At 66.4% G+C, this 11,963-nt stretch carries 11 protein-coding genes; 7 read left to right on the top strand and 4 right to left on the bottom strand.

Annotated elements, in window-relative coordinates:
• The first annotated feature begins 84 nt into the window (after window positions 1–84).
• Entirely contained in the window at window positions 85–729 is a 645-nt protein-coding gene (locus AC1D1Y_RS25275; protein WP_477684770.1) for a class I SAM-dependent methyltransferase, read from the top strand.
• 44 nt (window positions 730–773) lie between these two features.
• Here the strand turns inward: AC1D1Y_RS25275 and AC1D1Y_RS25270 are convergent, their stop codons facing one another.
• The 4 genes from AC1D1Y_RS25270 to argH all read right to left on the bottom strand — a co-directional run bounded on the left by AC1D1Y_RS25270 (window position 774) and on the right by argH (window position 6,034).
• Window positions 774–2,294 carry a DegQ family serine endoprotease gene (locus AC1D1Y_RS25270; RefSeq protein ID WP_477684769.1) on the bottom strand — a complete coding sequence of 507 codons (1,521 nt, stop codon included), beginning with the start codon at window positions 2,292–2,294 and terminating at the stop codon, window positions 774–776.
• 75 nt (window positions 2,295–2,369) lie between these two features.
• Window positions 2,370–3,740 (bottom strand): ATP-binding protein, encoded by a 1,371-nt coding sequence (locus AC1D1Y_RS25265; RefSeq protein ID WP_477684768.1) that lies wholly within the window; start codon window positions 3,738–3,740, stop codon window positions 2,370–2,372.
• The gene (locus tag AC1D1Y_RS25260; RefSeq protein ID WP_477684767.1) at window positions 3,737–4,396 is read right to left on the bottom strand and encodes a response regulator; all 660 of its coding nucleotides are present in this window, start codon (window positions 4,394–4,396) and stop codon (window positions 3,737–3,739) included. Before AC1D1Y_RS25260 ends, AC1D1Y_RS25265 begins: the two co-directional genes overlap by 4 nt.
• A 228-nt stretch (window positions 4,397–4,624) precedes the next feature.
• The gene (argH, locus tag AC1D1Y_RS25255; RefSeq protein WP_477684766.1) at window positions 4,625–6,034 is read right to left on the bottom strand and encodes an argininosuccinate lyase; all 1,410 of its coding nucleotides are present in this window, start codon (window positions 6,032–6,034) and stop codon (window positions 4,625–4,627) included.
• A gap of 254 nt (window positions 6,035–6,288) precedes the next feature.
• On the opposite strand from argH, the gene AC1D1Y_RS25250 reads away from it, so the two are divergent.
• From AC1D1Y_RS25250 to AC1D1Y_RS25225, 6 genes are read left to right on the top strand one after another with little or no spacing between them, the layout of a single operon-like run.
• Window positions 6,289–7,356, top strand: coding sequence for a sensor histidine kinase (locus AC1D1Y_RS25250; RefSeq protein WP_477684765.1), 1,068 nt, complete (start codon window positions 6,289–6,291; stop codon window positions 7,354–7,356).
• Window positions 7,353–8,093: a LytR/AlgR family response regulator transcription factor gene (locus tag AC1D1Y_RS25245; RefSeq protein ID WP_477684764.1), complete on the top strand. Its 741-nt coding sequence runs from the start codon at window positions 7,353–7,355 to the stop codon at window positions 8,091–8,093. The genes AC1D1Y_RS25250 and AC1D1Y_RS25245 overlap by 4 nt, the downstream gene beginning before the upstream one ends.
• 54 nt (window positions 8,094–8,147) lie before the next feature.
• The gene (locus AC1D1Y_RS25240; protein WP_477684763.1) at window positions 8,148–8,870 is read left to right on the top strand and encodes an FkbM family methyltransferase; all 723 of its coding nucleotides are present in this window, start codon (window positions 8,148–8,150) and stop codon (window positions 8,868–8,870) included.
• A 17-nt stretch (window positions 8,871–8,887) separates the two neighbouring features.
• On the top strand, window positions 8,888–10,051 hold the full coding sequence (locus AC1D1Y_RS25235; protein WP_477684762.1) for an AI-2E family transporter: 1,164 nt from the start codon (window positions 8,888–8,890) through the stop codon (window positions 10,049–10,051).
• A gap of 58 nt (window positions 10,052–10,109) precedes the next feature.
• Window positions 10,110–10,886, top strand: a complete 777-nt coding sequence (locus tag AC1D1Y_RS25230; protein ID WP_477652797.1) for a TerC family protein — start codon at window positions 10,110–10,112, stop codon at window positions 10,884–10,886.
• Window positions 10,879–11,481 (top strand): tRNA-uridine aminocarboxypropyltransferase, encoded by a 603-nt coding sequence (locus tag AC1D1Y_RS25225; RefSeq protein ID WP_477684761.1) that lies wholly within the window; start codon window positions 10,879–10,881, stop codon window positions 11,479–11,481. Before AC1D1Y_RS25230 ends, AC1D1Y_RS25225 begins: the two co-directional genes overlap by 8 nt.
• The last annotated feature ends 482 nt before the right edge of the window (window positions 11,482–11,963 follow it).

Below are 11,963 nucleotides of genomic sequence, written 5' to 3'. Positions count from 1 at the left end.
CCTCAGGGTCGGTGGCGGGTGGGGGCGCCTGGGGGGCGGGGGGCGGAGATGCTTCAGGTGTGGGCGGTCACGGCGGCGGTGGAGATGACGGTGGAGAYGCCTGAAGTGCAGCAGGTCGCCAAATCCCCAGGAACCCAAGGCTACGCCGAGCAAGCCGAGGCACTGATTCCCCAGTACGAAGCCATTCCCTTTGTCAAACGCCACGAGGCCGAACTGCATCTTTTGCCGACGGCCCCCAGCCGCATCCTGGACATAGGCGCGGGCACTGGCGTCGATGCCGCCTGGTTCGCCGAACAGGGGCACAGCGTTCTGGCCGTGGAGCCGACCGCGGAGTTTCTGACGGCGGCCATGCGCCTTCACCCCTCGCCTTTGATCGAGTGGCTGGACGATACCCTGCCTGGATTGGAGCGTGTGCTATCGCGCGGGCAGCGCTTTGACGTCGTCATGCTGAGTGCGGTGTGGATGCACCTTGACGAGGCGGAACGCCGCACCGGCATGCCCAGGCTGGTGTCGCTGCTGGCGCCTGGCGGGCTGATCCTGCTGTCCCTCCGACATGGGCCTGTCCCCGCCGGGCGGCGGATGTTTGATGTTTCGGGCGAGGAGACGATAGAACTTGCGCAGCAGCACGGGCTTGAGGCCGTGCTGAATACGGTAACGAAGTCTTTGCAGCCGGGAAATCTTGCAGCGGACGTCACCTGGACCCGGCTCGCCTTCCGGCGAGGGGGTTAGCAACCCCCGGCATGACGCCAGGGGCCGCGCGCTCCGTTTGACGCTTACCCCAGATTCACCGGTACAAAAATCTTGCTGTCCCCGCGCTGTATCAGCAGGGCCACGGATTTCTCGGCCTTGGACACGGTGGCGCGTACCTGCTCGATGTTCTTCACGGGCACGCCGTTGATGGACAGCAGCACGTCGCCGGGCTGCACGCCGGCCAGGGCCGAGGGGCCACTGGCCTGTTCGACGACCAGGCCGTTGTCGACGCCGGCTTCCTTCTTTTCATCGGGCTGCAGCGGGCGCAGGGCCAGGCCCAGCTTGCCGTGGTTGGGGCTGTCCTTCTTGGCCACGACCTGGCCGGTTTTTTCGTCGGCGCTGCCGAGTTTGGCGGTGATCTCCTTGGACGAACCCTGGCGCCAGATATCGAGCTTGAGGCTGTCGCCGGGGGCCGCGAGGCTGATGATGGCGGGCAGGTCGCCGGACGAGACGATGGGCTGGCCGTTGACGCTGCGGATCACGTCGCCGGTCTGCAGGCCGGCCTTCTCGGCGGGGCCGCCTTTTTCGACATTGGCGACCAGCGCGCCTTCGGGTTTGTCGAGCTTGAAGGAGTCGGCGAAGGACTGGTTGATTTCCTGCACGGCCACGCCCAGGCGTGCGTGCTCGACCTTGCCGGTGGCCACGATCTGGTTCTTGATCCGGGCTGCCACGTCGATGGGGATCGCGAAAGACACGCCCTGGTAGCCGCCGCTGCGGGTGTAGATCTGCGAGTTGATGCCGACCACCTCGCCGCGCGTGTTGAACAGCGGCCCGCCGGAGTTGCCGGGGTTGACGGCAACGTCGGTCTGGATGAAGGGCACGGCGCTGTCGTCGGGCAGCGAGCGGCCTTTGGCGCTCACGACGCCGGCGGTCACGGTGTTCTCAAAACCGAAGGGTGAGCCGATGGCCAGCACCCATTCGCCGACCTTGAGTTCGCTGATCTTGCCCAGGGTGACCACGGGCAGGTTCTTGGCCTCGATGCGCAGCACGGCGACGTCGGTCTTGGGGTCGGCGCCCAGCACCTTGGCGCGGTATTCGCGGCGGTCGGTCAGCTTGACGGTGACCTCCTTGGCGTCGCGCACCACGTGGGCATTGGTCAGGATGATGCCGTCGGCGCTGACGATGAAGCCCGAGCCCTGGCCGCGCGTGGGGACTTCCTGCTGCGGGGCGTTGCCGCGGGCGCCGGGGCGGCCCTGGCCCTGCTGGAAGCGCTTGAAGAACTCAAAGAAGGGGTCACCCGAAAAAGGCGAGTCATCGTCGTCGCCGTCACCCTGGGCAATTTCATTGCGGACCTTGGTGCTGCCGGTCACGCTGATGTTGACCACGGCGGGGCCGTAGCGTTCGGTAATCTGCGAGAAGTCGGGCAGGACCATGGGGACGCCGGCCGTGCTGGTGGTTGTGGCGGGCGCCGAGATCGCCGGCGGCGGGGCGGCCGTGGCAGCGGAATGCAGGATGTTGATGGCGCCGACGCCGGCGCCGCCAATGGCGCCCGCGGCCAGCAATGCGGCGACAAGCCGGGTGTTCTTCAATGCGGTGGATGACATGGCGTGCTTCCTTGGGTTGATGGCACTCCCTAGTGCCGATAGACCCAACTATGAGGACCGTGTCTTAGACGGGGCTTAAGCGCCGAGTGAATCCGGTTCGGCCGGAAACTGCACGTCCACCTTGAGCCCACCGAGGCGTTCCGAGCTTCCTAGCTGCAGCGTCGCGCCGTGCCTTCCGGCGATCGCCTTGACGATGGCCAGGCCCAGGCCGCTGCCGGTTTGCGGCGCTTCATCGGCCCGGCCACCTTCGGCGCCGGCGCGGACGAAGCGGTCGTACACACGTTCGCGGTCTTCGGGCGGGATACCGGGGCCGCTGTCTTCCACCGCGAGTTCGGGGTGGCCGTCCGCCAGGGTCAGCGAGACGTCGACCCGGCCACCGGCCGGCGTGTATTTGACGGCGTTGTCCAGCAGGTTGCGCAGCAGCACGCGCAGGGCATCGGCCTGGCCGGTGACCCGCAGCGGCTGTGGCGGCGGGTTGCCCGCCACCAGGCCCAGGTCTATCTGCTTGTGCAGGGCATGCGGCAGCACGTCGGCCACCGCGAGCTTGACGACTTCCTGCAGGTCGACGGGCGCAGCCGCACCCGCGGCCGCGCCGGCTTCCTCGCGGGCTAGCACCAGCAGTTGTTCGACCAGGCGTATCGCGCGGTCTATGCCCTGGTTGAGCCTGGCAATGCCGGCCTCGCGTTCTGCGGGCGTGTCACCGTTGCGGCGCAGGGCCTGGGCCTGCAGCTTGAGCGCCGTCAGCGGCGAGCGCAGCTCGTGCGCCGCGTCGGCCACAAAATGTTTTTGCGCCTCGAAGGCGCCGCGCACGCGGCCGAACAGCAGGTTGAGCTCGTCCACCAGTGGGCGCACCTCGTCGGGCAGCCCTTCGGAGGCCAGCGGCGACAAATCGTCGGCGCGCCGGCCCGCCACCTGGCGCCGGGCCCGTTCTATGGGCGCCAGCGAGCGGCTGATGACCCACCAGACGGCCAGCATCAGCAGCGGCGTCAGCAGCACAAACGGCATCACGGCGCGCACCGCCAGCGCCCGCGCGCGGGCCGAGCGCGCGTCCAGGTCCTGGGCGATCTGCACGGTCTGCAGCGCGGTCTGCAGGGTGTAGACGCGGTAGCGGTTGCCGTGGGCTTCGACGTCGGAAAAGCCCAGCACCGCGCGCGGCGGCAGCGCCGAGCGGGTGGAGCGGAAGATCTGCGTGCCATCCAGGCCCCAGATCTGCACATAGACCTCGAAGCGATCATCGTCGTCGGCCTCTTCCAGCGGCAGGTTCAGGGGCACGCCGCTGCGCAGCGAGCGCGCCATCTGCTGCAGGTGCTCGTCGAACATCGCATCGGCCTGCCGCAGCGCACCGCGGTAGGCGGTGCCGGCCTGCAGGACGGCGGCGCCAAGAATGGCGGCGAGCACAAACCAGAGCAGCCGTTTCCTCAAAGAGTGCGTGGCCGGCTTCTTCATTGCTTGGGCACCAAATAGCCAAGGCCGCGCACGGTCTGGATCACGTCGTTGCCAAGTTTTTTACGGACGCCGTGGATGTAGACCTCGACGGCATTGCTGCTGACGTCGTCTTTCCAGCTGAAGAGTTTTTCTTCCAGCTGGGCGCGTGACAGCACCACGCCGGGCCGGGCCAGCAGGGGCTCGAGCACCGCCCATTCGCGTGCCGACAAAGTCACGGGCTGGCCGTTGAGGCTGGCCTCGCGCGTGGCCGGGTTCAGGCTCACGCCCTTGTGCTCGAAGGCCGGCTCGGCCCGGCCCGCGCTGCGGCGTATCAATGCGCGTATGCGGGCCAGCATCTCGTCGGTGTCATAAGGCTTGACGACGTAGTCGTCGGCGCCGGCGTCCAGCCCGGCGATGCGGTCGCCGACCGCATCGCGCGCGGTGGCCACCAGCACCGGGGTGGTGTCGCGGCGGGCGCGCAGGGTGCGCAGCACTTCGAGGCCGTCGCGCTGCGGCAGGCCCAGGTCCAGCAGCACCAGGTCGTAGTGCTCGCTGCGCAGGGCCTCATCGGCCATGCGGCCGTCGCGCACCCAGTCGACCGCGTAATGCTCGGCGCGCAGCACCTGCAAAACCGTCTCGCCGATCATGGTGTCGTCTTCAACCAGCAATAAACGCATTGGGGGACCCTACTCAGAAGGTACAAGTATGCATGCACTGACTTAGGTGGGGCTTAAAAACCGGCATCTCGTGTGCTTCCGGTTTTGCTCCTTCTCCCTCTGGGAGAAGGTTGGGATGAGGGCTGGCAGCGCATGATGCCGCGCGGCATATTTGGAAGGCAGCTGGCCCTCACCCCTGCCCTCTCCCAGGGGGAAAGGGAGTGAATGCGGGGAGGGGGAGGGGAGTCCTCAGCTCAGCCGCGCCCGGTGCCGCGCGATCTGCGCCTTCACCTGGGCCGGCGCGGTGCCGCCCAGGATGTTGCGGGCGTTCAGCGAGCCGCGCAGGCTTAAACAGTCGTAGACGTCTTTTTCGATGCTGGGGTTGAACTCCTGCAGCACGGCCAGCGGCAGCTCGGACAGATCGACCGCGTGCGTGGTGGCGGCTTTCACGGCRTGGGCCACGGTTTCGTGSGCRTCGCGGAAGGGCAGGCCCTTYTTSACCAGGTAGTCGGCCAGGTCGGTGGCGGTGGCGTAGCCGCGCAGCGCGGCTTTTTCCATGGCTTCGGGCTTGACGGTGATGCCGGCCACCATCTCGGCAAAGATGCGCAGCGTGTCTTTSAGYGTGTCGACGGTGTCGAACAGCGGCTCCTTGTCTTCCTGGTTGTCCTTGTTGTAGGCCAGGGGCTGGCCCTTCATCAGGGTGATCAGGCCCATCAGGTGGCCGACCACGCGGCCGGTCTTGCCGCGCGCGAGTTCGGGCACGTCGGGGTTTTTCTTCTGCGGCATGATGGACGAGCCGGTGGTGAAGCGGTCGGGGATGTGGATGAAGCCGAAGTTCTGGCTCATCCACAAAATCAGCTCCTCGCTCATGCGGCTGATGTGCACCATGGCCAGCGAGGCGGCGGCCGTGAATTCGATCGCGAAGTCGCGGTCGCTCACCGCGTCCAGGCTGTTCTGGCAGACCTGCGGCTTGCCGGCTTCATCGACCATGCCCAGGGTTCTGGCGGCGCGCTCGCGGTCCAGCGGGTAGCTGGTGCCGGCCAGTGCGGCGGCGCCCAGCGGCAGACGGTTCACGCGTTTGCGGATCTCCTGCATGCGCTCGGCGTCGCGGCTGAACATTTCGACATAGGCCAGCATGTGGTGGCCGAAGCTCACGGGTTGGGCCACCTGCAGGTGGGTGAAGCCGGGCAGTATGACCTCGGCGTTTTTCTCGGCGATGTCGACCAGGGCTTTTTGCAGGTCGGTCAGCAGCCCGCCTATCAGGTCGATCTCGCCGCGCAGCCACAGGCGCACGTCGGTGGCGACCTGGTCGTTGCGGCTGCGGCCGGTGTGCAGGCGCTTGCCGGCGTCGCCGACCAGCTGGGTCAGGCGGGCCTCGATGTTGAAGTGCACGTCTTCGAGGTCCAGCTTCCATTCAAAGGCGCCGGACTCGATTTCAGCGGTGATCTGCGCCATGCCCTTCTGGATGTCGGCATAGTCGGCGGCGGGAATGATTTTTTGCGCGGCCAGCATCTCGGCGTGGGCCAGCGAGCCGGCGATGTCGGCCTGCCACAGGCGCTTGTCGAAGAACACGCTGGACGTGTAGCGCTTGACCAGGTCGCTCATGGGCTCGGAAAACAGGGCAGACCAGGCTTGGGACTTTTTGTCGAATTGGTTCACGTCGGGCTTTCTAAGGGTAGCGGCCAGCTTGCCGGCTGTACCGGGCAGGCTGTGGATTCGGGGCGCCGGATGCGCTATTCTGGGCAAGCACGGGCCGGCGACGGCCTTGATTGTCTTTCAGGCCGCCGCCGCAGGGGGCGCGACCGGTGCAATACTCGGCATCACGGTGATTTTATCCATGTGCCCAGGAACCTGTTTCTCATCCGCCCGGGAGCCCGCTCCCGCCGTTTTGTCGATATCCAAGTACGCACGCCATGAAGCCTTCGCTTGATCCGCACAATTTCGGGGAATCCACGCTGCTGGGCAGCGTCATCTCCGGCGACGAGGAGCCCGCGCGGCGCGGCGGCGGCGCGCGCGCCAGCATGTTCGACGCCTGCCAGGTCGGGGTGGTGCTGCGGGCCGTGCTGTTCGCGGAGGCGGTGGTGGGCGTGGCCGCGATGTTCGGCGCCGACACCCCCGTTCAATGGCTGCTGCGCTTTGCCCTGCTGACCGGCGGCGTGCTGCCAGCCACGCTGGCCTGGCTGATCGTGGCCTGCGCCCTCAAGTCGCGGCTGAACCGGCTCAGGAACTGGCAGCAATGGACGGCCGGCGTGCTGCTGGGCGCGGGCGCGGGCCTCTACGGCTGCGGCCTGCTGTCGGTGATGGGGCTGCTGATGCGGCCGCCCTGGCAGGCCAGCGCGGCGGCGGGCGCCCTGCTGTCGGCCGTGCTGCTGGCGGGCCTGTTCTGGCGCGCTAAGGCGCGCACGCCGGCGGCCACGGCGGCGCGCCTGGCCGAGCTGCAATCGCGCATACGCCCCCATTTCCTGTTCAACACCCTCAACAGCGCCATCGCCCTGGTGCGCGCCGAGCCGGCCAAGGCCGAAGCCGTGCTGGAAGACCTGAGCGAGCTGTTCCGCCACGCGCTGGCCGACCCGGCGGAATCCGTCACCCTGGGGCAGGAAATCCTGCTGGCCCAGCGCTACCTGGCTATCGAGCAGGTCCGCTTCGGCGAGCGCCTGCAGGTGCAGTGGAGCCTGGACGCCGACGCCGACCAGGCCAAGCTGCCGCCGTTGCTGCTGCAGCCGCTGGTGGAGAACGCCGTCAAGCACGGCGTGGAGCCCAGCGCCAGCGGCGCGCAGCTGCGGATTTCCACCCTCAAGCGCGGCAGCACCGTGGTGATCAAGGTCACCAACTCAACGCCCGCCGGCGCCGGCGAGCGCGGCCACGGCCTGGCGCTGGCCAATGTGCGGGAGCGGCTCGCTTTGCTGCATGATGTCGAGGCGAAATTCAAGACAGTCTTCAAGGACGGCATATTTCAGGTACGCATGGAGATTCCGGCATGACACTCAAGGTACTGGTGGTGGACGACGAAGCGCTGGCCCGGTCCCGCCTGCGGACCCTGCTGGGCGATTGCAAGGCGCCGATGGCGGTGACGGGTGGGGAGGCAGCCGACGCCGAACAGGCCATGAAGGCCCTGCAGCGCGAGCCTTTCGACGCGGTGCTGCTCGACATCCGCATGCCGGGCCCCGACGGCATCGCGCTGGCCCAGATGATCGCGGCGATGCCGCGGCGGCCGGCCGTGGTGTTCGTCACCGCGCATTCCGAGCACGCGGTGCAGGCCTTTGAACTCGAGGCCGTCGACTACCTGACCAAACCGGTGCGCCTGGAGCGCTTGCAGCAGGCGCTGCAGAAAGTCGAACGCCTGGCGCAGGCCGCGCGCCCCGGCCCCGCCCAGGCCGCCGCGGAAATGCTGATCATCCAGGACCGGGGCCGCACCGAGCGCGTGCCGCTGGCGGAGGTGATCTACTTCAAGGCCGAGCTCAAGTACATCACCGTGCGCACGGCCAGCCGCAGCTACATCCTGGACGGCTCGCTGAGCGAGCTCGAGGAGCGCCACGCCCAGCGCTTCATGCGCATACACCGCAATGCGCTGATTGCGCGGCACGCGGTGCGCGCGCTTGAAAAACATTTCGATCCTGAGGAGGGCGAGGGCTGGGCGGTGCGGCTCAACGGCATCGACGAGTTGCTGGCGGTGTCGCGGCGCCAGCTCAGCGCGGTGCGCGAGGCTATCACGGCCTGACACGGCTTCCCCGGCCCCGAAGTTCTTTTTTTGTTCCCGTTTCCCCACTCACACATGTCCCAATACGTCGACTTCACCCAGCGCCACGTGCACCGCTTCAGCAACCAGCCCGCCGTCGAGCAGCAGCTGGTGCGCGAATTTTTTGACGGCAAAACCGGGTTTTATGTGGACGTGGGCGCCAACGATCCTGTGCTCGATTCCCAGTCCCAGCACCTGGAGGCCTTGGGCTGGACGGGCCTGCTGGTCGAGCCCGACCCGGATTGCTGCGCGCTGCTGCGCCAGAGCCGCAAGGGCACGGTGATCGAGATGGCCTGCTCCAGCGCCGAGAACGCCGGCAAGCTGCTGCAGCTGAACCGCGCGGGGCCGCATTCGACGCTGGAAGACCGGCCCATCGCCCTGGGCGCCGTGGTCCGTTCCACCGTGGCGGTGCGCTGCGAAACCCTGGACACCATGCTGCGCGAACACGGCGCGCCCGTCGGTTTCGACCTGCTGTCCATCGACATCGAGGGCCATGAGCTGGTCGCCCTGTCGGGCTTCGACTTCGGCCACTGGCAGCCCCGGCTGGTGCTGATCGAGGACCACGTCACTCACCACCACAAGCACGCGCTGATGCGCGCCAACGGCTACCAGCTGCTGCTGCGAACCGGCCTGAACAGCTGGTACGTTCCGGCGAAAGCGTCCTACACGTTTTCCTGGGCGGCCCGGTTTGAATATCTTCGTAAGTACTACCTGGGCCTTCCATCGCGGAAATTTCGCTATTCGCGCCCGGCGGCTTAAACGCATACGGGAGACACATGACACAAGAAGAAGCCGGCACGCCGCCTACCGGGCCGGACGCGGTGCCGCCCGAGCCCGACCGGCTGCTGCTCCACATGCCGGTCGACATACGCAACATGTCGCTGGTGGTGCTGGCAGGCCTGGGTTTCCTGTTTGTACTGCACTGGGCCAAGGCCGTCTTCATTCCGGTGATGCTGGGCGTGCTGTTCAGCTACGCGTTTTCCCCGGTGGTCAACTGGTTTGAGGCCAGGCGGGTGCCGCGCTGGCTGAGCTCGGCCGTGCTCCTGCTGGCGATCCTGGGCGGCATAGGCACCACCGCCTGGTCGCTCGGCGACGAGGCCGCGCAGCTTGTGGAAGCCTTGCCCGCGGCGGCGCAGAAGTTCCGCCTGGCCGTGAAGGCGCGTACCGGCCGCTCCGACAGCGCGCTGGAAACCGTGCAGAAAGCCGCATCGCAGATAGAGCAGGCCGCGCAGGAGAGCTCGGCACCCGGCAACACGCGCGGCGCCATGCGCGTCGTGGTGGAGCCCGCGCGCTTTGACATCAGGCATTACCTGTGGTCCGGCACCATTGGCCTGATCGCGCTGGTGGGCCAAGCCACCGTGGTGGTCTTCCTGACCTATTTCCTGATGCTCTCGGGCGACACCTTCCGGCGCAAGCTGATCAAGCTGGCGGGCGACAGCCTGAGCAGCAAGAAGATCACACTGCAGGCGCTCAATGAAATCACCGGCCAGATCCAGCGCTACCTGCAGGTGCAGCTGCTGACCAGTGCGATCGTGGGCCTGTTGACCTGGCTGGCCCTGCTGGCCCTGGGGCTGAACAATGCCGCCGTCTGGGGTGTTGCGGCGGCCGTGCTGAACATGGTGCCCTACGTCGGCTCGCTGGTCACGGCGACGGGCTCCGCGCTGGTCGGGTTCTTGCAGTTCGGCTCGCTCAACATGGCCCTCGCCGTGGGCGGGGCCTCGCTGGTCATCCACACCCTGGTCGGCAACCTGCTCACCCCCTGGCTCACCAGCCGCGCCAGCCGCATGAACCCGGTGGCGGTGTTTGTCGGGCTGCTGGCCTGGGGCTGGCTGTGGGGCGTGTGGGGGCTGCTGCTGGGCATTCCGATTTTGATGATCGTCAAGGCGATTTGCGACCGGGTGGAGGACTTAAAACCTATCGGCGAGTTCTTAGGCTCTTGACCGAATAACTGTATGCGGGGATAGACCTGCTGATGGCCTAGCGCCAGGAAAGACGCACATGATGGAACTGCTCACCGATCCGCAAGCCTGGGTTGCCTTTGCCACCCTCACCGCGTTGGAGCTGGTGCTGGGCATAGACAACATCATTTTTATTTCCATCCTGGTCGACAAGCTGCCCAAGGACAAACAGGAAGTGGCGCGCCGGCTCGGGCTGTTCATGGCCATGTTCATGCGCATAGGCCTGCTGCTGGTGCTGTCGTGGATCATCGGGCTGGTGGAGCCGCTGTTCACCGTGCTCAAGCAGGAGATCTCGGGGCGCGACCTGATCCTGATCGGCGGCGGCCTGTTCCTGATCTGGAAGAGCACCGGTGAAATCCACCAGTCCATGGAAGGCGAGGAGGGCCACACCTCCAGCACCGTCAAGGCCACCTTCGCCGCCGTGATCGTGCAGATCATGATTGTCGACATGATCTTCTCGCTGGACTCCATCATCACCGCGGTCGGCATGGTCGACAGCCTGGCCGTCATGATCGCCGCCGTCATCGCCTCGGTCGGCCTCATGATGCTGTTCGCGCCGGCCATAGGCCGCTTTGTGTCCACCCACCCGACCATCAAGATGCTGGCTTTGTCCTTCCTCGTCGTGGTCGGCGTGGTGCTGATCGCCGAAGGCCTGGATCACCACGTGCCCAAGGGTTATGTCTACTTCGCCATGGCCTTCTCGGTGGCGGTGGAAATGCTCAACATCCGCATGCGCCGCAAGACCGCCAAGCCTGTGCAGCTCAGGAACGCCTATTCGCCGGACGACAAGGCGGACAGCCCTCGCTCCCGTGACTGAGGTGGCCAGGCGCACCGGCTGCGCCAGCTGCATGCGCCCGCAAAGCGCCTGCATCTGCCAATGGATCACGCCGGTCGCGCATGCGGCCGAGGTGCTGATCCTGCAGCATCCGATGGAAGTGGAGCACGCCAAAAACACCGGCCGGCTGCTGCACCTGAGCTTGCCGCGCAGCCGCATGCTCACCGGTGAAACGTTTGAGGAAGCCGGATTGCTTGTGGCGATGGAGGAGACGCCTGCCTATGCGGTGCTGCTGTACCCGCCGACGCCGGAGGATGGCGAGGCGCCTGCCCTGGATGTTGAGCGGCTCCGGGACCCGGCGGGTGTGCGGTTGGTGGTGCTGGATGCTACCTGGCGCAAGAGCCGGAAGATGCTGCAGCTCAATCCTTTGCTTGGGCGGCTGCCGCGGCTGTCGCTGGAAGATGTGCCGGTTTCTGGTTATCGGATTCGGAAGGCGCAGAAGGTGGGGCAGCTTTCCACGCTGGAGGCGGTTTGTTCTGCATTGGCTCGGCTTGAAGGGGATGGTGGGGGTTATCAGTCGCTGCTACAGGCGTTTGAGGGGTTTGTTGCGCAGCAGATGGCCTTCAGGCCGGTATGAGGTCGGGGCTTGTTCCGACGGGCGTTTTCTCTGCTGAGGTTGCTGGCCGGGGGTAGCCCGGCGGCTACTCACTTTTCTTTTGCTTCGCCAAAAGAAAAGTAAGCAAAAGAAAAGGCGACCCTGGTTGCTGCGTCCCTCCGCTGCGCTACGGGCAACCTGCGGTGCTCGGTCCAGACGGGGTCTCGCTAAACTCGCCTTCGGCTCAAACAACGCGATCCCTGATCCGCCTGAACCTGCGCTCCTCGGCGCATCCACAAGGGGTGGGGAGTAAACACCAATACCTGAAGAAACAAGGACTCGCCTTGGCGAGTCCTTGTTGTCTTGGTTTGTTCTTTGTATTTCTGTCTTCTGTCCCCGCTCCCGATTGTCCCGTCCTGGCTGGGCCGAGGAGCGCAGAGACAAGCGGATCAGGGCCGGCGTTGTCTGAGCGAAGCGAGTTTAGCCGGACCCCGCTTGGCTCGAGCACCGCAGGTTGCCCGAAG

The sequence above is a fragment of the Polaromonas sp. P1_G1 genome (assembly GCF_056405595.1).
The sequence above is the reverse complement of the archived record's forward strand: the minus strand, read 5'-3'. Positions and strand labels throughout refer to the sequence as shown.